The organism is Bacillus sp. SA1-12 (genome assembly GCF_000981385.1).
Taxonomy (GTDB): domain Bacteria; phylum Bacillota; class Bacilli; order Bacillales; family Bacillaceae; genus Metabacillus.
In genome coordinates this window covers 231,825-252,158 of record NZ_LATZ01000131.1, presented here as the reverse complement: position 1 = coordinate 252,158, position 20,334 = coordinate 231,825, and the positions used below count along the sequence as shown (strand labels likewise).

General features: G+C 38.9%; 11 protein-coding genes, 24 tRNA genes and 2 rRNA genes. 36 read left to right on the top strand and 1 reads right to left on the bottom strand.

Going from position 1 to position 20,334, the window contains the following annotated elements:
• The 32 genes from WQ54_RS28635 to WQ54_RS28480 all read left to right on the top strand — a co-directional run.
• A 23S ribosomal RNA gene (locus tag WQ54_RS28635) occupies positions 1-399 on the top strand; the annotation flags it as partial.
• 221 nt (positions 400-620) lie between these two features.
• Positions 621-736: ribosomal RNA gene (gene rrf / locus WQ54_RS28630) — 5S ribosomal RNA — on the top strand.
• A 52-nt stretch (positions 737-788) separates the two neighbouring features.
• A tRNA-Glu gene (locus tag WQ54_RS28625) sits at positions 789-863 on the top strand.
• Positions 864-935: 72 nt separating this feature from the next.
• Positions 936-1,011, top strand: a tRNA-Val gene (locus WQ54_RS28620).
• An 85-nt stretch (positions 1,012-1,096) separates the two neighbouring features.
• Positions 1,097-1,172, top strand: a tRNA-Lys gene (locus tag WQ54_RS28615).
• Between the two features lie 13 nt (positions 1,173-1,185).
• A tRNA-Leu gene (locus WQ54_RS28610) sits at positions 1,186-1,271 on the top strand.
• A 10-nt stretch (positions 1,272-1,281) separates the two neighbouring features.
• Positions 1,282-1,353: transfer RNA gene (locus WQ54_RS28605), tRNA-Gly, on the top strand.
• Between the two features lie 11 nt (positions 1,354-1,364).
• Positions 1,365-1,453: transfer RNA gene (locus WQ54_RS28600), tRNA-Leu, on the top strand.
• A 19-nt stretch (positions 1,454-1,472) separates the two neighbouring features.
• Positions 1,473-1,549, top strand: a tRNA-Arg gene (locus tag WQ54_RS28595).
• A gap of 106 nt (positions 1,550-1,655) precedes the next feature.
• Positions 1,656-1,732 (top strand) — tRNA-Pro (locus WQ54_RS28590).
• A gap of 17 nt (positions 1,733-1,749) precedes the next feature.
• Positions 1,750-1,822, top strand: a tRNA-Ala gene (locus WQ54_RS28585).
• Between the two features lie 16 nt (positions 1,823-1,838).
• A tRNA-Met gene (locus WQ54_RS28580) sits at positions 1,839-1,912 on the top strand.
• A gap of 55 nt (positions 1,913-1,967) precedes the next feature.
• Positions 1,968-2,041: transfer RNA gene (locus WQ54_RS28575), tRNA-Ile, on the top strand.
• A gap of 9 nt (positions 2,042-2,050) precedes the next feature.
• Positions 2,051-2,143 (top strand) — tRNA-Ser (locus WQ54_RS28570).
• A gap of 15 nt (positions 2,144-2,158) precedes the next feature.
• Positions 2,159-2,235, top strand: a tRNA-Met gene (locus WQ54_RS28565).
• Positions 2,236-2,239: 4 nt separating this feature from the next.
• Positions 2,240-2,316, top strand: a tRNA-Asp gene (locus WQ54_RS28560).
• A 359-nt stretch (positions 2,317-2,675) separates the two neighbouring features.
• Positions 2,676-2,751, top strand: a tRNA-Phe gene (locus WQ54_RS28555).
• 35 nt (positions 2,752-2,786) lie between these two features.
• A tRNA-Tyr gene (locus tag WQ54_RS28550) sits at positions 2,787-2,870 on the top strand.
• A 6-nt stretch (positions 2,871-2,876) separates the two neighbouring features.
• A tRNA-Trp gene (locus WQ54_RS28545) sits at positions 2,877-2,950 on the top strand.
• 11 nt (positions 2,951-2,961) lie between these two features.
• Positions 2,962-3,037 (top strand) — tRNA-His (locus tag WQ54_RS28540).
• A gap of 142 nt (positions 3,038-3,179) precedes the next feature.
• Positions 3,180-3,254: transfer RNA gene (locus WQ54_RS28535), tRNA-Gln, on the top strand.
• An 8-nt stretch (positions 3,255-3,262) separates the two neighbouring features.
• Positions 3,263-3,336: transfer RNA gene (locus WQ54_RS28530), tRNA-Cys, on the top strand.
• A 14-nt stretch (positions 3,337-3,350) separates the two neighbouring features.
• Positions 3,351-3,424, top strand: a tRNA-Gly gene (locus WQ54_RS28525).
• 9 nt (positions 3,425-3,433) lie between these two features.
• A tRNA-Ile gene (locus WQ54_RS28520) sits at positions 3,434-3,507 on the top strand.
• 20 nt (positions 3,508-3,527) lie between these two features.
• Positions 3,528-3,602, top strand: a tRNA-Asn gene (locus WQ54_RS28515).
• A gap of 16 nt (positions 3,603-3,618) precedes the next feature.
• Positions 3,619-3,695 (top strand) — tRNA-Arg (locus WQ54_RS28510).
• Positions 3,696-4,137: 442 nt separating this feature from the next.
• Positions 4,138-5,274, top strand: a complete 1,137-nt coding sequence (locus tag WQ54_RS28505; protein ID WP_046589744.1) for an AI-2E family transporter — start codon at positions 4,138-4,140, stop codon at positions 5,272-5,274.
• A 189-nt stretch (positions 5,275-5,463) separates the two neighbouring features.
• Positions 5,464-6,084: a DUF47 domain-containing protein gene (locus WQ54_RS28500; RefSeq protein WP_046589742.1), complete on the top strand. Its 621-nt coding sequence runs from the start codon at positions 5,464-5,466 to the stop codon at positions 6,082-6,084.
• Between the two features lie 18 nt (positions 6,085-6,102).
• Complete coding sequence (locus WQ54_RS28495) at positions 6,103-7,101, top strand: inorganic phosphate transporter (RefSeq protein ID WP_046589740.1); 999 nt, start codon at positions 6,103-6,105, stop codon at positions 7,099-7,101.
• A 305-nt stretch (positions 7,102-7,406) separates the two neighbouring features.
• The gene (locus WQ54_RS28490) at positions 7,407-8,318 is read left to right on the top strand and encodes a diacylglycerol kinase (protein ID WP_046589738.1); all 912 of its coding nucleotides are present in this window, start codon (positions 7,407-7,409) and stop codon (positions 8,316-8,318) included.
• Between the two features lie 88 nt (positions 8,319-8,406).
• Positions 8,407-9,786, top strand: coding sequence for a 23S rRNA (uracil(1939)-C(5))-methyltransferase RlmD (gene rlmD, locus WQ54_RS28485; protein ID WP_046589735.1), 1,380 nt, complete (start codon positions 8,407-8,409; stop codon positions 9,784-9,786).
• A 413-nt stretch (positions 9,787-10,199) separates the two neighbouring features.
• The gene (locus WQ54_RS28480) at positions 10,200-11,162 is read left to right on the top strand and encodes a tRNA-dihydrouridine synthase (RefSeq protein ID WP_046589794.1); all 963 of its coding nucleotides are present in this window, start codon (positions 10,200-10,202) and stop codon (positions 11,160-11,162) included.
• A gap of 451 nt (positions 11,163-11,613) precedes the next feature.
• On the opposite strand, the gene WQ54_RS28475 is transcribed toward WQ54_RS28480, so the two are convergent.
• Complete coding sequence (locus WQ54_RS28475; RefSeq protein WP_046589733.1) at positions 11,614-12,816, bottom strand: MFS transporter; 1,203 nt, start codon at positions 12,814-12,816, stop codon at positions 11,614-11,616.
• 509 nt (positions 12,817-13,325) lie between these two features.
• Between WQ54_RS28475 and sstT the strand changes: the two genes are divergently transcribed.
• The 4 genes from sstT (at position 13,326) to WQ54_RS28455 (ending at position 20,240) form a co-directional block, all read left to right on the top strand.
• Positions 13,326-14,582: a serine/threonine transporter SstT gene (sstT, locus tag WQ54_RS28470; RefSeq protein WP_046589732.1), complete on the top strand. Its 1,257-nt coding sequence runs from the start codon at positions 13,326-13,328 to the stop codon at positions 14,580-14,582.
• A gap of 1,346 nt (positions 14,583-15,928) precedes the next feature.
• Positions 15,929-17,689 carry a sensor histidine kinase gene (locus WQ54_RS28465; protein ID WP_046589730.1) on the top strand — a complete coding sequence of 587 codons (1,761 nt, stop codon included), beginning with the start codon at positions 15,929-15,931 and terminating at the stop codon, positions 17,687-17,689.
• Positions 17,690-17,744: 55 nt separating this feature from the next.
• On the top strand, positions 17,745-18,917 hold the full coding sequence (locus tag WQ54_RS28460) for a response regulator (protein ID WP_046589728.1): 1,173 nt from the start codon (positions 17,745-17,747) through the stop codon (positions 18,915-18,917).
• A gap of 42 nt (positions 18,918-18,959) precedes the next feature.
• Complete coding sequence (locus WQ54_RS28455) at positions 18,960-20,240, top strand: ABC transporter substrate-binding protein (protein WP_052738026.1); 1,281 nt, start codon at positions 18,960-18,962, stop codon at positions 20,238-20,240.
• Positions 20,241-20,334 lie beyond the last annotated feature (94 nt).

Sequence of the window (20,334 nt, the reverse complement as noted above, 5' to 3'; positions counted from 1 at the left end):
GATGTCGGCTCATCGCATCCTGGGGCTGTAGTCGGTCCCAAGGGTTGGGCTGTTCGCCCATTAAAGCGGTACGCGAGCTGGGTTCAGAACGTCGTGAGACAGTTCGGTCCCTATCCGTCGTGGGCGCAGGAAATTTGAGAGGAGCTGTCCTTAGTACGAGAGGACCGGGATGGACGCACCGCTGGTGTACCAGTTGTCTTGCCAAAGGCATAGCTGGGTAGCTATGTGCGGAAGGGATAAGTGCTGAAAGCATCTAAGCATGAAGCCCCCCTCAAGATGAGATTTCCCTGTTACTTTGTAACGTAAGATCCCTGAAAGATGATCAGGTTGATAGGTCAGAGGTGGAAGCGCGGTGACGTGTGGAGCTGACTGATACTAATCGATCGAGGACTTAACCTAATACAAAAGCGAAAAGCTCAGTGAATGAATTGTATAATCGTTATCTAGTTTTGAGGGAACATAGTAAACCTTCAAACTTAATTCAATGTAAGAGGGTTTCGAGGAACGAACAGTTCAAGGAATCGATTGAGGAGACACTGGAGCGTACAGCTGTACGTGAGGATGTTGACGAATGAGATGACGCAGAAATGTTAAGTTCATCGGAAGCCGAAAACTAATTATCTGGTGGCGATAGCGAAGAGGTCACACCCGTTCCCATGCCGAACACGGAAGTTAAGCTCTTCAGCGCCGATGGTAGTTGGGGGTCTCCCCCTGTGAGAGTAGGACGTTGCCGGGTAAAGGCCCCTTATGTGGGGCTATTATTTTGCTTGATAGCAAAGGTAAAAAAAGGCCCGTTGGTCAAGCGGTTAAGACACCGCCCTTTCACGGCGGTAACACGGGTTCGAATCCCGTACGGGTCACCATTTAAAAAAATGAAGGCATGGTAAATGCGTGACATTCTGTCGCAACACATGCACTTGCACGTACTGTACTACGGAGGATTAGCTCAGCTGGGAGAGCACCTGCCTTACAAGCAGGGGGTCGGCGGTTCGATCCCGTCATCCTCCACCATTTAATCAGGAACTTTTATATAGACTCTCCATAAGTTAGCTTACCGAAAAGCAGAGCTTCGATTACTGGGCGAGTTTTCAAACTAGAGCCATTAGCTCAGTTGGTAGAGCATCTGACTTTTAATCAGAGGGTCGAAGGTTCGAGTCCTTCATGGCTCACCATTTTACACACCGTGCGGGTGTGGCGGAATTGGCAGACGCGCTAGACTTAGGATCTAGTGTCCTTGTGACGTGGGGGTTCAAGTCCCTTCACCCGCACCATTTAAATTATGCGGAAGTAGTTCAGTGGTAGAACACCACCTTGCCAAGGTGGGGGTCGCGGGTTCGAATCCCGTCTTCCGCTCTTTAATAAGTGCCGGGGTGGCGGAACTGGCAGACGCACAGGACTTAAAATCCTGCGGTAGGTGACTACCGTACCGGTTCGATTCCGGTCCTCGGCACCAATTAGAAATATAATAGAATGCGCCCGTAGCTCAATTGGATAGAGCGTTTGACTACGGATCAAAAGGTTAGGGGTTCGACTCCTCTCGGGCGCGCCATTTCCAGAAGTGAGAAATCGGAAGACAGAAGTTAGATCAAAGGCTTTGCTTTGAAGCAGAACTTAAAAATCTCTGACCTCTCACATCTTACCTCTGATATCTAGAACGGGAAGTAGCTCAGCTTGGTAGAGCACTTGGTTTGGGACCAAGGGGTCGCAGGTTCGAATCCTGTCTTCCCGACCATCTTCTTATATGTTTTTGGGGCCTTAGCTCAGCTGGGAGAGCGCCTGCTTTGCACGCAGGAGGTCAGCGGTTCGATCCCGCTAGGCTCCACTTAATTTTAATTTTTGGCGGTGTAGCTCAGCTGGCTAGAGCGTACGGTTCATACCCGTGAGGTCGTGGGTTCGATTCCCTCCGCCGCTATAGAAGTATTAAAACTTCCATTTTCATTTGAAATGACGGTTTTAATTTGTTAATTGGACCCTTAGCTCAGTTGGTTAGAGCAGACGGCTCATAACCGTCCGGTCGTAGGTTCGAGTCCTACAGGGTCCATTGTAATAAGGAGGAATACCCAAGTCCGGCTGAAGGGATCGGTCTTGAAAACCGACAGGGGTGTCAAAGCCCGCGGGGGTTCGAATCCCCCTTCCTCCTCCATAATTAGTTTATCGTCGCGGGGTGGAGCAGTCTGGTAGCTCGTCGGGCTCATAACCCGAAGGTCGCAGGTTCAAATCCTGCCTCCGCAACCAAAATGGTCCGGTAGTTCAGTTGGTTAGAATGCCTGCCTGTCACGCAGGAGGTCGCGGGTTCGAGTCCCGTCCGGACCGCCATTTTTTAAATTCTGATCTAGAGTAAAAGGGTTTCAATAAGCGAGAAGGTCGAGGAAGCTACTGAGCGAGCACCGGAGCGTATGTAAATACGTGAGGATGTGAGCGATGAAGCTGACGAAGAGATTCGAAGCTTAGTGAAAGCCGTAAACTAAATGGCTCGGTAGCTCAGTTGGTAGAGCACGAACGAATAAGCTCCCTTGAAATGCATCAGCGTACTCATCGAGCTGCTCCTTGAATCAGCTTTCTGAGATGAGGACGGTTTACAAATTATCAAAGTGATAATTTGTAAATGAAATGGATTAATTCTTGTTTCGTTTTACAAAAGAATAATTTTTACTAGAAATACTACACATTATTAAGGCTCGGTAGCTCAGTTGGTAGAGCAATGGACTGAAAATCCATGTGTCGGCGGTTCGATTCCGTCCCGAGCCACCACCATTAAACTTCTTAACTTCTAAAGTTGAAGTTGCGGAGGGGTAGCGAAGTGGCTAAACGCGGCGGACTGTAAATCCGCTCCTTAGGGTTCGGCAGTTCGAATCTGCCCCCCTCCACCATTTAATAGGGGTATAGTTTAATGGTAAAACGAAGGTCTCCAAAACCTTTGATGTGGGTTCGATTCCTACTACCCCTGCCAATTTCATAGTGGCGGCTGTGGCGAAGTGGTTAACGCATCGGATTGTGGTTCCGACATTCGTGGGTTCGATTCCCATCAGCCGCCCCATTTCTTTAGAAAGAAGAAAACTTCTAAATAACTAGTCGGTGACGATATTCTTAATATTTCATTCAGAAATATTTCAAAATATCCTTTTGCGGCGATTACTCAAGAAGTAATATCATTGAAGTATCTTATGTAGCTTAATCAATGGGCTATAGCCAAGCGGTAAGGCAACGGACTTTGACTCCGTCATGCGTTGGTTCGAATCCAGCTAGCCCAGCCATACTTTAAGGCATCATAGCCAAGTGGTAAGGCAGAGGTCTGCAAAACCTTTATCCCCGGTTCAAATCCGGGTGGTGCCTCCAATCATTTATATTAAGCGGGTGTAGTTTAGTGGTAAAACCTCAGCCTTCCAAGCTGATGATGAGGGTTCGATTCCCTTCACCCGCTCCATACATATATGGGCCTATAGCTCAGCTGGTTAGAGCGCACGCCTGATAAGCGTGAGGTCGATGGTTCAAGTCCATTTAGGCCCATCCTATACTGTATTTTTTATTCCGCAGTAGCTCAGTGGTAGAGCTATCGGCTGTTAACCGATCGGTCGTAGGTTCGAATCCTACCTGCGGAGCCAATAAACATCAAACTATGTCCCAGTAGCTCAGCAGGATAGAGCAACGGCCTTCTAAGCCGTCGGTCGGGAGTTCGAATCTCTCCTGGGACGCCATTACAATATACATATTCACCTTTCATTTTCGAATGAAAGGTTTTCTTTTTGTATGTTTTCTAATACGTTTTGAGATGCTTGTTAAGCATGTAAAAGGGCTGTTCAATAAGTCATTGTGTTGACTATGAACAGCCCTTTTACATTACCCATCCGAGATCCTTTAAGCCCTCAGTATGTATAATGAGAGGTTCCATAATGGCCTCATCAATTATCATATAGAGATTATATAACGTTACATTATATTATATTGATAAAAACAATGTGATCGGTCCTTATCAATATACCTTTATATTTTTAGAATAAGAAATTTTTGAACAAGATGTTAAAGTGATTTAAATTTTAAGGAAATAAAGGTACTATTAAGATATACATGCTATATGCAATCAAGCCTTTAATCATATAGTGCTCTTTTTGTTTTCAAGTATTTGAGAGGGGAAAATGGATGGAAAAATCAAGTCAATCAAAGAGTGGAACATTTAAAAAGCTTATTTTAAATAATCGATTTGTGCTGTTCTTAATGATTCTGCTATTAATCGGGATAAATATATTAATTTTTCGAGAGGTTTCATTTATCTTTACACCATTAGAGGTATTGTTCAAAACGGTTTTATTACCAATTATGATGGCAACTGTGCTTTACTATTTGCTAAATCCAGTGGTGAACTATCTTGAGAAATTTAAAGTAAAAAGGGTATTTTCCATTCTCTTACTTTATCTGATCATCATCGGATTGATTAGTATTCTGATCGTCTCGGTAATTCCATTTTTGAGAGAGCAGATTATGAGTTTGGTCCAAAGCTTTCCGCAATATACAAGAGACGTAGAGGATTTAATTAAAACAGTAGTTGGAAGCCAGTTTGTGAATGAGGCTCAAAAAACATTGAATATAAATGTGCCAGACTTAGTTAACAATATTTCAAATCAGGTATCAAAAATACTCAACAATACATGGACCGGAATTGGAGTTTTTGTAGGAGTCGTAAAGGATTTTATCTTGGCCTTAATTATTATGCCTTTTATCCTGTTTTATTTATTAAAGGATGGAAAGAGGCTGCCTACTTATATTTTAAGCTTGTTGCCAGTACCATTACGCAGCCAGTCATTCGATGTGATGAAGGAAATCAATACAAGTATTAGTCTTTACATTAGAGGTCAGATTATTGTTAGTTTTTGTATCGGCCTTTTATTATTTGTAGGATTTTTAATAATCGGACTTGATTATGCGTCATTATTGGCTTTAATCGCGGCCTTTACAAGCATTGTTCCTTATTTGGGACCTGCAATTGCTATTACACCGGCATTAATCATCGCCATTGTGACCTCGCCAATTATGTTGCTTAAGTTGATTGTTGTTTGGACAATTGTTCAGCTTGTTGAAGGAAAGTTTATTTCGCCGCAAATAATGGGAAGAAATCTCCATATTCATCCTATTACGATCATCTTTGTTATATTAACGGCTGGTAATTTATTTGGTGTTCTTGGGATTATTTTAGCTGTACCTGGATATGCTGTCTTAAAGGTTATTATTACGCATCTATTTGAATGGTTAAAAGCTAGAAGTGAATTGTATAATGACTAAGCTGTTGAACAAAGAAACACAGGAAAACTGTGTTTTTTTGTTATTTTTGTATAGAATAAACAGTGAATTATCAAGCCTAATGTTAAGATTTTGTAAATTTTAATTAAATTTATTGTAAATTCGACAAAATTCAATAAAATAAGACTTTGGGTGAAGAAAAAATAGAAAGTATTTTTGGAGGGTTTCCTAATGGTATTTGGATCAAAAAAGGATATGTTTTTTGACAAGTTGTTAATGATTGCCAAAAATTTAGAAGAGTCTGCAAATTATTTAGTAGATCTCAAAGTAAAAAATGTTAGTGATCTAAAAGAAATAGCTTCAGTTATGAAGGGCTATGAAAGCAAGGGAGATACTTACATTCATGAGTTAATTGTAGATTTAAATAAAACATTTATAACTCCGATTGAACGTGAAGATATTCTGCAATTGGCCATGAAAATGGATGATATATTAGATGGCTTAGAGCAATGTGTAGCATATTATGAGATGTTCTCGTTTACGCAATTTGATGAATATATCGATCAGTTTGTTAAGCATATTTATAACAGCTCAATTGAAGTGACCAAAGCGATGGAGTTATTGTCAAATAAAAAGTTACTTGATATGCGCGTGCATTCAATTGAAATTAAAGATATTGAATCAAAATGTGATGAATTACTAAGAGTGTCAATTAAACAATTATTTTCTACTGAAAAGGATGCAATTAAGATTATTCAGCGCAAGGAAATTTATGAAATGCTTGAAAAGGTTACAGATAGCTGCCAGGATGTAGCAAATACAATTGAAACTATCATCATGCGTAACGCATAAGGGAGCTTTAAGAATCATATGGATACTATTTTTATACTGACAATATTGGTTGTAATTTGCGCGTTGGCATTTGATTTTATCAATGGGTTCCATGATACTGCAAATGCGATAGCAACATCAGTATCTACCCGGGCATTATCACCTAGAAAAGCGATTATATTAGCTGCGGTCATGAACTTTATTGGTGCGTTAACCTTTACAGGTGTGGCAAAAACAATAACAAAGGATATTGTCGATCCTTTTGCATTGGAAAACGGTTCTGTTATTATATTAGCCGCTTTAATTGCAGCAATTACCTGGAATTTAATTACTTGGTACTACGGTATTCCGAGCAGCTCATCCCATGCATTAATTGGTTCGATTGCTGGTGCAGCGATTTCAGCAGCAGGAGTTGGGATCTTAAATTGGAACGGCTTTATCAAAATTCTTCAGGCACTGATCATTTCACCTTTCTTAGCTTTAGGTGTAGGATTTCTCATGATGAGCCTTTTTGCAGTTCTTTTTAAAAGAACGAATTTATATAAATCGAATAAACGATTTCGCGTGTTTCAAATAATAACGGCAGCTTTGCAATCATTCACCCATGGAACAAACGATGCTCAAAAAGCAATGGGAATTATCACAATGGCACTTATTGCAGCAAATTACCAAACCTCAGAAGAAATACCTTTTTGGGTCCGTATCTCTGCAGCTTTAGCCATGGGGATTGGAACATCAATTGGCGGCTGGAAAATCATTAAAACAGTTGGCGGCAAAATCATGAAAATCCGTCCGGTAAACGGTGCGGCGGCTGATTTATCTTCAGCATTAATTATTTTTGGTGCAACAACCATTCATCTTCCAGTTAGTACAACCCATGTTATCTCTTCAGCGATTATGGGGGTTGGTTCAGCCCAGCGCGTTAAAGGAGTAAAATGGGGAGTAGCAAGAAAAATTGTCATAACATGGGTAATTACACTCCCAATTTCAGCACTTTTAGCGGGAATTATCTACCAAATCTTAAATATTTTCTTTTAAACGATATTCAAAATGGGTCTGATCCACAACAAACCATTATATAGACACTTGATTGTTTGAAGTCCAATATAATGAGCTTGAGGGTCTGACCCTTTGTTTTAGTATGATTTTTTAGCAATTGAATAAAAAGAAAAGAATAAAAACTTTACTTTTCCTTAAAAAAATGGTGATAATAATAGTTGGGCATATTTCGGAAAAGCAGATTGGTTATCAAAGAAATTGGGCACATTAAATATAGAGCGAAACAATAGAACTGTGTGAAGCGTTTGTTATAAATACATACTCTAGATAGTAGGATGATGGGGATGAAAAAAGCAAGAATAATCTATAATCCAACTTCAGGGCGTGAACTTTTTAAAAAGTATTTACCTGAGGTATTGCAAAAGTTTGAACAGGCTGGGTATGAAACTTCATGTCATGCAACTACTTGTGAAGGTGATGCCATTCAGGCTGCACGTTTAGCCGGTGAGCGAGGATTTGAACTGATTGTAGCAGCTGGCGGAGATGGAACCATAAATGAAGTTGTTAATGGTATTGCAGAGCTTGAAGTAAGGCCGCAGCTAGCAGTCATTCCTGTTGGAACAACAAATGACTTTGCAAGGGCAATAGGGATCCCTTTAAATAATGTCATACAAGCAGTTGAGATGATCTTGGAGGGAGAACCTCAAAAAATAGATATAGGCCGTGTAAATGAGCATTATTTTATCAATATTGCAGGCGGAGGCCGATTGACGGAGCTTACCTATGAAGTCCCTAGCAAGCTAAAAACAATGGTTGGCCAGCTAGCTTATTATTTAAAAGGGATGGAAATGCTGCCATCAATTCGTCCTACAGAAGTAGAAATTGAATATGACGGCAAGTTGTTTCAAGGTGAAATTATGTTATTCCTTGTTTCACTTACAAACTCAGTAGGTGGATTCGAAAAGCTGGCACCTGATTCAAAGCTTAACGATGGCATGTTTGACTTATTAATATTAAAAAAAGCAAATTTAGCTGAGTTTATTAGAGTTGCAAGCCTTGCATTAAGAGGCGAGCATATAAATGATGAACATATTATTTATACAAAAGCCAATCGTGTTAAGGTTACAACAAATGATAAGATGCAGCTGAATTTAGACGGTGAATATGGCGGATTACTTCCAGGGGAATTCGTAAACTTGTACCAGCATATTGATGTAAGAATGTCACAAGAGAAGGCAAGACAAATGGAGGATTAAGAGAAACTTGGCAGAGCGGGGGCCAAGTTTTTTTCGTGAAGTTTGTTATGTTAAAATGAATGTAGTTTGAATGAAAAGGAAGAACAATATGTCTAAAATACAAGCACCAGTAATGAAAAATGAATACTACGATGTGACCTTTGAAGACCTCACACATGAAGGTGCAGGTGTCGCAAAAATAGAGGGCTTTCCTGTTTTTGTTGAAAACGCGCTACCGGAAGAGCATGGAAAAATAAAAGTCATTAAAGTAAAAAAAGGTTTTGCCTTTGGCCGCTTAATTGAGCTGTATGAAAAAAGTAAAAATCGTGTGGAAGCACCATGCCCTATTTATTCTCAATGCGGCGGATGCCAGTTACAGCACGTCAGCTATGAAGGGCAGCTAATGTATAAGAGAAGGCAAGTGGAACAGGTGCTTATGCGAATAGGAAAACTGGATTTGAACAAAGTGAAGATTCATCCCACACTTGGCATGAGGGATCCATGGAATTACCGCAACAAGGCACAGGTGCCAATAGGTGAACGAGAAGGCGGACTTGTAGCAGGCTTCTACCAAAAAAGAAGCCACGAAATTATTGATATGGAACGTTGTCTTATTCAACAAGCTGAAAATGACGACGTAGTTCAAGCTGTAAAGAAAATATGCGAGCAATACGGGATCCGTGCTTACAATGAAGAAAAGCATAAAGGCTGGCTTCGTCATATTATGGTGCGCTATGGATTGGTGACGAAAGAAATGATGGTCGTATTTGTGACGAGAACAGCTGATTTCCCGCATAAGAATGATATTCTTAAAAAGATAACGATGCAATTTCCGCATGTAAAATCAATTGTTCAAAATATCAATAATAAACGTACGAATGTTATCTTTGGTGATGAGACAAAGGTCCTTTGGGGCGATGAATACATTTATGACAAAATAGGCGAGATAAAGTTTGCGATTTCAGCAAGATCTTTTTACCAGGTAAACCCTGAGCAAACAAAGGTGCTGTATGATAAGGCCTTGGAGTATGCCAGATTAACAGGTGCCGAATCGGTCATTGATGCTTATTGCGGAATCGGAACTATTTCTCTATTTCTTGCTCAAAAAGCGAAAAACGTATTTGGAGTAGAAATTGTACCTGAAGCCATTGAGGATGCTAAACGAAATGCAGAGCTTAATGGGTTTACAAATGCAGAATTTGCTGTTGGCGAAGCAGAGACAGTGATTCCAGAGTGGTACAAGGAAGGAAATAAAGCTGATGTGATTGTTGTCGATCCGCCTCGTAAGGGCTGTGATGAAGCACTGCTTAGGACAATCTTGGACATGAAGCCGAAGCGGGTGGTTTATGTGTCCTGTAACCCTGGGACTTTGGCAAGGGATCTGCATATGCTTGAGCAGGGCGGGTATGAGACAGTTGAGGTGCAGCCTGTTGATATGTTTCCGCATACGACGCATTGTGAAGCGGTCGCGTGGTTGGAGTTGGTATAATAGAAAAGCAGTTGATATAGAAAAAATCTATATGATCTGCTTTTTTGTTTATAAAAATACCATTTAGGACCGATTATCGTTAAAATAAACATTGCCTATTTTCACAATAGTTTTCACAAATTATAAATGTTCCAAATGTACTTGTGTTTGATAATAAGTTATTAAGCATAATATAAGTGTAAAAGAAGTGGAACATTTGGCTTTATCCCACTCTTAACGGGCAGTAAGACCCCCATCTCAAGATGATGAGTATACAAAGCAGCTAGGTGGGGATCAACTGCCCGTAAAGGTCCGATAAGGGTGACTAACCATCAGTGGGGTATGAAGGAAAACCCAAACTGATGGAAGTCTACTTTATATTTTTTGATCGAGAGTTTGAAGTTGTATCCATAGTGAGAGGATTTGAGTTTGAAATGATAGATAATTTTTGGCGTGATTTACCACGACCATTTTTTGTACTTGCACCAATGGAAGATGTGACAGATGTTGTTTTTCGTCACGTAGTTAGTGAAGCCGGTCGACCGGATGTATTTTTCACAGAGTTTACAAACTCGGATAGCTATTGTCATCCAGAGGGCATGAAAAGTGTGCGTGGCCGTTTGATTTTTACAGAAGATGAACAGCCAATGGTTGCACATATTTGGGGGGATAATCCCGAATATTTCCGTCAAATGAGTATTGGCATGGCAGAGCTAGGATTTAAAGGCATCGATATTAACATGGGCTGCCCTGTACCGAATGTGGCATCGAGAGGGAAGGGGAGCGGCCTTATTCTGCGTCCAGACGTTGCGGCAGAACTTATTCAAGCAGCAAAAGCGGGCGGACTGCCTGTCAGCGTGAAAACACGACTTGGCTATAATGATGTAAATGAGTGGGAGGACTGGCTAACGCATATTTTAAAACAGGATATTGCGAACCTTTCTATTCATTTACGTACAAGAAAGGAAATGAGCCAAGTAGATGCGCATTGGGAGCTAATTCCGGAAATCAAAAAATTGCGTGACCGTATCGCACCAGATACGCTGCTAACAATCAATGGAGACATTCCTGACCGTCAAATTGGGCTGCAGCTTGCTGAACAATATGGTATTGATGGCGTTATGATCGGGCGAGGTATTTTTAAAAATCCTTTTGCTTTTGAAAAAGAGCCAAAAGAGCATAGCAGTAAAGAATACCTTGATCTTTTAAGACTGCAGCTTGATCTTCAAGATCAATATGCGGAAGTACTGCCACGTTCAATCACAGGGCTTCATCGCTTTTTCAAAATTTATGTCAAAGGATTCCGTGGAGCTGGTGAATTAAGAAATCAATTGATGAACACGAAATCAACAGATGAAGTGCGTGCATTGCTTGATAACTTTGGAAAAGAATGTTGATGGAACAGGGACAGTGAAATGATGTAACTCTCAAAAAGTTAGAGAAAAAATGAATCACATCAACTCATGTGTACTTATTTTATTCAGTTACAAAGTTCCTTTGCAGCCGGCAATTTTTGTTGATAAAGTCTGTTTTCTGAAAGAAAAAGGTCTTTAGAATGTAATAAACCAACCAGTACCCTTGTATCGCCACATACACTCTGCACATGTTGAGTGCGTCTCGCAACTCATTTTAAAGTAAGTTAACACTGAAAGTAAAACCTGGAATCGATTTTGGTTCCTGGTTTTAAGTTATATAACGATATTGGTGTGTTAGTATATCATCGGTTTTGTTCTTACATTACATTCACTGAAATCATATTTTTAAAGCGTAAAAAAGGAGCCAACAGGCTCCTTTTCAAATTATAAACGAAAAAATAATGAGTCAGTAACAAGTATCCAGCTCTCTTACTTATACATATTGATTGCGGCCGGATAACATTCCAAAGATCATTACAACGATTGAGACAACCATTAGCATAATAATAGGAGCTGTCCACATATGCGTTACATCGTACAAATATCCGATAACCAAAGGACCAACTGCAGCAAGAACATAACCTGTTGATTGCGCCATACCAGATAACTCTGCAGCCTGTTGACCGTTCCGAGCACGAAGACCTATATAGCTGAGAGCTAAGGGAAAGCTCCCTCCCAATGCAATCCCAATTAAGATGATACTTACAATTAATATAGGATAGGCTGAGCCGAATAGTAAACCACTATAGCCAAGCACAGAGCATATACTTAGCATAAATGCTATCCATACCTGTGATTCGAAGCGCCCTGCAAGGACAGGTATAAAAAAGCTAGCAGGTAATCCTACCAATTGAGTAAAGGAAAGAAGCCATCCTGCAGTCGCTAAGCTTACCCCATGACTATGTAAGATTTCAGGTAACCAAGAAATCGTTACATAGAACAAGAACGACTGAAACCCCATGAATATGGCAATTTGCCAGGCAAGTGGTGTACGCCACATTTGCTTGGATTGAGTTCCTTGTCTTTGTCGGAAGATACTAGGATCGCTTTGATTATATTTAAAAAGAAAAGCCCACACTATGAGGGCAATAATAACAGGTAACACCCATACAATTTGGGCTCCCTGCCATCCAAGGTTAAAATTTGCTGCTAAAGGAACACTAATCCCTGACGCTAAGGATGCGATCAATCCCATGGATGTAGAATATACGCTTGTCATCAGCCCGAACCTTTTTGGGAATTTATCTTTTACAATGGCTGGTAAAAGAACATTTCCTATCGCGATACCCAAACCGACCAACAGAGTCCCGGTAAAAAGGGAAAAAATCATGGGAATTGAGCGAATGGTAATACCGATTAAGAGAGCCGCTAAACCTATAAGTAAGGTCTTCTCATTTGTTAGCTGAGCCGCTATTTTAGGAACAAGCGGGGACATGATGGCAAATACGATTAATGGTAAGCTCATCAATAGTCCAGCACTCCAGTGTGCCAGTTTAACATCATCCTGAATCATTCCGAGTAAAGGTCCCAGAGAAGTAATCGCTGGGCGTAGATTGAAAGCAACGAGTACAATCCCCGCAATGAATAGATGTATATAACTTGAATGAATATGTGCCTTGACTTTCGATAAAATCATGAATCAAAACCTCCGCTAACACAAACTTTTTCAAGTATAGCATAAACAAAATGCCGGATGTAAGGAACTTACTTAGATTCGATGCCCCTAACCAATAGGCAGGGGTTTTTGTGCAAAGGTAAGAGTGTAACTTTTAAAATTTTTCCAGCCTCTATTTTTTTATAGTTTCCATAGTTCAGATTGAATCCGTTCTGTGAACAGGTCATGTCCTGTAGAGGTGTACATGGGTGTATTGATTTTTAAGGGGATTAAATTCTAGTAAGATATCTATAGTTTACTGCGAAAGTATTTTCAGGAATGGTTTATCCTATTGTCAGTTTGAATATTTCGATAATTACAAATATACAAAATAGTATTGTAATATATCAAAAAACTCACTATAATTCAATTGAATAGATAGACAGTTGTCTCTGTGGGATGGAATTGTAGAAACGCTAGATTTTATTCTATCAGAATTGAATGGCCGAAATAAGCTTTATCATTTATTCGAAATTTGAGGGGGAGTATGTATGAAAGGAATACTCAATAAGTGGAATCAGTTAAGTCTGGTCAAACAAATTATTATCGGTTTAATTATTGGTATTATCTTGGCTTTAACGGTACCGCAAGCAAAGGCTGTTGTTCTTTTAGGAACATTATTTGTAGGTGCTTTGAAAGCAATTGCACCTGTATTGGTTCTTTTCTTGGTGATGTCGGCCATCGCGCAGCATAAGAGTGGTCACCGAACAAATATGAAAACCATTATCGGCTTATACTTGTTAGGAACCTTTTTAGCTGGCTTAATTGCTGTTATTGTAAGTTTTATTTTTCCTGTAACGTTAACACTTGCAAGTGGCGCTGAAGGAGTAACACCTCCTGGCGGTGTTGCAGAAGTCCTTAATACATTATTGCTAAACATAGTAGACAACCCGGTTAAAGCTATTTTTAATGCAAACTATATCGGTATTTTAGCTTGGGCGATCGTTCTTGGTTTGGCTTTAAGAAATGCACCAGATACGACAAAGACTTTGATTTCTAATTTTTCAGATGCTGTATCAAAGATGGTTACATGGGTTATTAAGTTTGCCCCATTAGGAATTATGGGGTTAGTATTTGAATCGATTACGACAAACGGATTGGAATCGTTAGTAAGCTATGGAAAATTACTTGCTGTTTTGCTTGGTTGTATGTTGTTTGTAGCGTTGGTTGTCAATCCGGTTATTGTCTTCGTATCAATCAGGCAAAATCCGTATCCGCTTGTGTTTAAATGCCTAAAGGAGAGCGGAATTACAGCATTTTTCACTCGCAGCTCAGCATCAAATATTCCTGTAAATATGAGATTATGTGAAGATCTTGGTTTGGATAAGGATAGTTATTCTGTATCCATTCCATTAGGGGCTACCATCAATATGGCTGGTGCTGCTGTTACGATCTCAGTATTAACTCTTGCAGCGGTTCATACCCTGGGCATTCAAGTGGATCTCCCTACGGCTATCATTCTTAGCGTACTGTCAGCTGTATGTGCATGTGGTGCCTCAGGCGTTGCTGGTGGATCATTATTGCTGATTCCTCTAGCATGCAGCTTATTTGGCATCCCGAATGATGTTGCCATGCAGGTCGTTGGAGTTGGCTTCATCATCGGTGTTTTGCAAGATTCTTTTGAAACGGCGCTTAACTCATCGACGGACGTTCTTTTCACAGCAGCCGCTGAATATAAAGAGTGGCGTAAGGATGGGAAGAAGGTTGTATTCCAAGCGGCAAGCTTGAAAAATAATTCTCATATTTGAAAGTAGCAGCCTCAGAAAATAGACATCCCCCTTTTTCAAAAAAGTATTCGAAGAAAAAGGGGGATTCTTTCATTATTAATTGCAAAGTTGTTTATATGAGGTAAGAAGATATTGATCATTAAAAAACTCGCGTCGAAGGTTTAGCCTTACACCTCACTTTAGTTTTAAAGAAAAATAGATACCGCAGAGTAGACCAACAACAAAGACATAATGAATCGAAACGATTTGTCATGTTTAGTAAAAAAATTCTTGAAAATAGAGCCGAATCCAGACCATAAAAGCAATGCTATCCATCCTAGAAAAATGGTTAAAGTCAAATAAAAAACGATGGAATTAATAGAATGATGAAAAGGCAAAATAAAGGCGCTCATCACTGTTAAAAAGAATAAAATGCTAAGAACTTGTTTTAAATATGAATAGTAAAACTGAAATTAATACTTTATAATAAGGGGTTTATTGGTAGATTTAAAGTTTTAACTTTTGAGTAGAAGTCAAAGTGTTTTCACTTGGATGAAATGTGCAAATTATTTAAGTAAGAGTTAATGTCGGGCATTAGATGGATTTTATATGCTGGCCGTATTATTTCAAAAATGATATATATCCTTTTTTATCTTTTATTGCCTTTATTAGGGTGATAAGTTTTCCTTCACTTTTGATGTTTCATTTCTTGCTTTCTATTCTTGTCTGCATATTGACAAATCAACTATCCTTGGTTTTATTTGTTTTCATTGTGGAAGGTTTTGTATATAGAAGAGTATCTTTTCCAGAAAAGCTCCTCCTAAATGGGTGAATTTCTCAATTCATTAGATATCTACCCCCTATTTTTTCTTCATTGTAAATAGTATGACAAAAAATGACCCTATTTTCCTACGTAATTTAATGAATTTTCCCTTTCTAGTATATAAGATTCATTTCGTGTTTTAATAATAGCGCTATCATTTGTTTTGGTAAGCGATTCCGAATCCGTATTTTAATAGGGTATTTAGCTTTTCTCGTTCTTGTTTTTAGAGGGTTTTAGCCATGTTGACATACCTTTTTAAATGAATTTTAATAAAAAAGTGTTCTGGGGCCTTATATAACAAATTGATTTTAAAAGCACTATAGATTTCGTTTTACCTGCTTTAGAACTTCTTCTTAGATTCTTAGATAGAGATTCAATTAGCGTCATAACCAAACTCTAATAGAAGGCTCTTTAGGAGACTCACCGCACGCCCCGCGGAAAGCGAGCACCTCTCGCTGCAATCAACCACTCTACTTTACTGGATAAATAACAACAAAGATTGCTAAGACAGCCAAATAAAAAAACCTACCTAATTGATCTTTATTTGGGAAAGGAGCATCTCCATGTGAAAAGTATTCAACATCGCTTATTAATCATGCTTCTTGTTTTTATTATCCTGCCGTACTTTTTATCTGTTTTTATCATTTATAAATATACAAAACATAGTGTTGAACAACATGAGATCGAAATCAGTGAGGAGCAAATGGAAGAATTGTCAGAAGAACTGGAACAATACTTTCATGATCTAAGCAGTCTTCCTTATATTTTATATCGGAATCCGGATTTAATCCGAATTTTTAATAACGGGTTTGAGGATTCCATTTATTTAAATCCGATTGCGGTGGAAAAAAGCATAGAGTCTATATATTTGATGCGAAACGAAATTCGTCAAGTACGCTATTATATTGATAAAGATAAAGTATCGTTTACCGTTTATAATGCTATGGTAAGTGCCAGAAAATTTCAACCTGATTTTTTAGAGCAACCCGCGATAAAGAAGCTTTATCACGCAGAAGAAACGTATATGATTGAACCACCACATCAAATTAAGAATTACAATAATGCTGCGATTATACCCCAATCGGATAACACTGTCGTTATGAGTATTCACCATAAGATAGAAGATGTCCTTACGAATAAATTTTTAGGCTTTATGACAATAGATTTTGATATTGCTGCATATGCTCGTATTTGTAACAGTCTTATAAAGGAGCATAGGGGTTCTGTTTTACTATTAGATGCCGATGATCGTGTCATGTATGCCAGTGATCAAGCTCTCATTGGCAAGACAATTCCTCCTGATTTAGACCAGCGTATTGAAGCGGGAGAAGCTAATAATGATAAAAATATTATCTTTTCAAAAACCTTATCAGGAACACTTAATCAGTGGAAATTAGTAAAGATAACCCCTAGTCAATCATTATTTCAAGACGTAAGGAAAACCGCTTATATAAACATACTTGTTGGAATAGGAGTAGGATTTTTAGGGGTGGTCATGATTAGTATCATATCTTACAGAATTACCCGTCCTATTAAACTTCTTAGCCAAAAGGTCTTATCAATCGAAGGAGGAAATATGGAAGTACCTTTTGATGATAGCAGAGAGGATGAAATCGGCCATTTAGAAAAGCATATGAAAGAAATGATGGATCGAATAAACCTTCACATTGACCGTGAATATAAGCTGGAGATAGAGAATCGAAAAAATCAGTTCAGAGCACTTAAATCCCAGGTTAATCCGCACTTCTTATTTAATGCCTTGCAATCAATTGGTGCAGTTGCACTACGATCTCAATCTCCGAAGGTTTACCAATTGGTAACGTCATTATCGAAAATGATGAGATACTCTATTCGAGCAGATCAATGGGTCTTGATAAGAGAAGAAGTAGATTATATAAAAGCTTATATATCTTTGCAAAAGGAACGTTTTGGAGACACGATTAAAGCGTCTGTTCATATTAATGAATCTATTTTGGAAAGGAAAATTCCAAGTATGATTCTTCAGCCGCTCGTAGAAAACTTCTTTAAACACTGTTATGAAGAAGGTTTCTTCGATGCACGATTACTCATTTATGCAGAAATACAAGGACAAGCTCTACACCTTGTAGTTGAAAATGACGGCGCTAGTATGACACTCGCTGAACTTCAAAACTTAAAGAAAAATATTTATTCAGCTCCTGTTGCAGGCACTTTTTCAAACGAGCATATCGGTTTGAAAAATATTCATGACCGACTCGTTTTAAATTATGGACAAGAAGCCGGTCTTGAATTAGATACAATGAATGGACAAGGTTTTTCAGTTCGTCTTACCATACCTCTAGCTTAAAAGTTTGCTAATGTTTTAATTTTTATTTTAATTCTTTTTAGAGAGGGTGAAAGAGTTGAAGGCTCTAATTGTTGATGATGAATTCAATGTGCGTGATGTCATACGCCATTTAGGACAATGGGAAAAATACGGTATTACTGATCTCTTTGAAGCATGTAATGGTGAAGAGGCAAAAAGAGTCATCACGAGGGAAAATCCAGAGATGATCCTTACAGATGTAAAAATGCCTGGAATAAGCGGTTTGGAATTAATCGAGTGGTTAGATAGTATTTCTTATACCGGTAAAGTCATTTTAATCACAGGATTTGACGACTACTCGTATATGCGGAAGGCTATTCAGTGCGGCAGTTTTGATTATTTATTGAAGCCGATTGAGGCGGACGCGTTTAATCATACTCTAGCAGAGGCTGTTAAGTCATGGAAGAAGGAAGCAGAGGATCGTCACTACAAAGAATCCTATGAAGATGTTAAAAGACTTCATATGAATCAGGTGGTCACGGAAGCTTGCATTGGAGAACTTTTTAATTCGAATGAATTGGCTTCTTATCTTCCACCTGCTGAAAAATACGATCTTACCCTTATTTCCTTTTATCAAATGCATCATGCTTATCCGTACATTCAGTTACTGGATGACGAGCTTGTTATTCAGAAGATAGGGAATGCCTTTGCCCTGCAGAATGATCCTAGTCTTTGTCTAGTCATTGCGAAACATGGTGAATGGTTCGCGATTGAGGAATGGATTAGTCAGCAATTTGATATCCCTGTACGTCTTGTTAACGGTGATTCAATTACATTAATAACAGATATTCCAACTGCTTTTCAATCCCTGCTAAGGGCGGCAGAAGGGCAAAATTTCAGAACCATAAATCGCTTAAACGATCTGGATGACGCCCGCCGGATGAAGGATATTATTTCTTATGTTGAAAAGTACTATATGAATGAATTAAGTTTGGAAAAACTGTCTAATCGCTTCTTTTTGAGTCGAGAACATATCTCGAGAAAGTTTAAACAAGAAACAGGTATGCCGCTCTCCAAATACATGATGAACTTAAGAATTAATCAAGCAAAATGCTGGTTAATTGAAACGGATGAAAGTATTTTTTCGATTTCTACAATGCTTGGTTATCAGGATGAGAAGTACTTTTCAAAGCTATTTAAAAAAGTTGTCGGCATGACACCTTTTGAATACCGAAACAGCAAAAAAAAGCTGCAAATTGGAATCAGGTAATTCTAGCAGTTCTTAATATCCTGAAGGACTGAGGTGAAAACAATGAAAATACATTTTGTACTCATATATATGGTTATAATACTGATCTTATTTCTTACGGCATGTCAATCAAATGCAGAAACGGAAACGAAAAAAGCGGAACAGACCAAGGGAAAAATAATCCTAAATGTCCGGAATCCGAAAGTAGAAATTTCCACACAGTTTGAACAAATGGCAAATGCTTATGAAAAGGAAAATCCACATGTCGATATCAGGATTCACACCGTTGGCGGGGCTGCGGATGATCTTTCCGATTTGAAGGCGCAAATGGCTTCTGGAACCGGTCCTGACATTTTTACAAACAATGGATACGAAAATGCGAAGCTGTGGAGTAAATATTTGGAGGATCTATCGGACCAGCCTTGGGTTGACAATGCGTTTGAGAACACATTAACACCTATGAAAATAAACGGCAACATTTACGGAATGCCATTTAACCTCGAAGGATACGGATTTATCTATAATAAAGATTTATTTAAACAAGCGGGCATTGAGGCATTACCAAAAACACTTACTGAATTAATCGCAGTCGCAGAAAAACTGCAACAAGTCGGGATTATGCCTTTTGCAAACGGATATTATGAAGAGTGGAAGTTAGGAGACCAATTAGTAAGTGTTGCATTTGCGCAACAAGAAAATCCAGAAGCTTTTATAAGTGGGTTAAATCATGGGAAGGAAAAGATTGAGGACAATCAAAAGTTTAAAGACGTAGTAAATGTCCTCGAAACTACACTAAAATATGGAAACAAAAATCCTTTAACCACCGATTATAATATGGAGTTGAATTTATTTGCCAATGGACAAGCCGCGATGATTCAGCAAGGTAACTGGATTCAGCCATTGATTGATCAGTTATCACCAAATATGAACATTGGGATGATGCCCATTCCTATCAATGACGAACGAAATAACGATTCCTTGGTTGTCGGGGTACCAAATTATTGGGTCGTAAATAAACAAACCACAGCATTGAAGAAAAAAGAAGCCAAGAAATTTTTAAATTGGATGGTTACATCAAAACAAGGCAAAGAATATTTAACAGACTATTTTAAATTTATACCTGCTTTTGATAACATGGAGGCTGACAACTTAGGGCCGCTAGCAAATGAAATCATCCGCTACTCTAAAGCAGGGAAGACATTTTCAATTAACTGGTTTCACTTTCCTGTTGGAGTAAGAGCAGAATTCAGCTCTGCTATGCAGCTATATGTAGGAAAACAGCTGAATCGGGATCAATTGCTCCAAGAGTTTCAGAAATCATGGGAGAATGCTGCAAGCCAATAAGGCTAATGTCAATTGTATATCATATATCAACTATTATATTGCCTCCTTACGGGGGCATTTTTTATTTTGAAATTTTGGCATAGAACATGATCAA

What these genes read in the sequence shown, in the direction of transcription:
- WQ54_RS28505 (WP_046589744.1), top strand. Translation starts at nt 4,138, where the DNA reads ATGGAAAAATCAAGTCAATCAAAGAGTGGAACATTTAAAAAGCTTATT.
- WQ54_RS28500 (WP_046589742.1), top strand. Translation starts at nt 5,464, where the DNA reads ATGGTATTTGGATCAAAAAAGGATATGTTTTTTGACAAGTTGTTAATG.
- WQ54_RS28495 (WP_046589740.1), top strand. Translation starts at nt 6,103, where the DNA reads ATGGATACTATTTTTATACTGACAATATTGGTTGTAATTTGCGCGTTG.
- WQ54_RS28490 (WP_046589738.1), top strand. Translation starts at nt 7,407, where the DNA reads ATGAAAAAAGCAAGAATAATCTATAATCCAACTTCAGGGCGTGAACTT.
- rlmD (WP_046589735.1), top strand. Translation starts at nt 8,407, where the DNA reads ATGTCTAAAATACAAGCACCAGTAATGAAAAATGAATACTACGATGTG.
- WQ54_RS28480 (WP_046589794.1), top strand. Translation starts at nt 10,200, where the DNA reads ATGATAGATAATTTTTGGCGTGATTTACCACGACCATTTTTTGTACTT.
- WQ54_RS28475 (WP_046589733.1), bottom strand. Translation starts at nt 12,816, where the DNA reads ATGATTTTATCGAAAGTCAAGGCACATATTCATTCAAGTTATATACAT.
- sstT (WP_046589732.1), top strand. Translation starts at nt 13,326, where the DNA reads ATGAAAGGAATACTCAATAAGTGGAATCAGTTAAGTCTGGTCAAACAA.
- WQ54_RS28455 (WP_052738026.1), top strand. Translation starts at nt 18,960, where the DNA reads ATGAAAATACATTTTGTACTCATATATATGGTTATAATACTGATCTTA.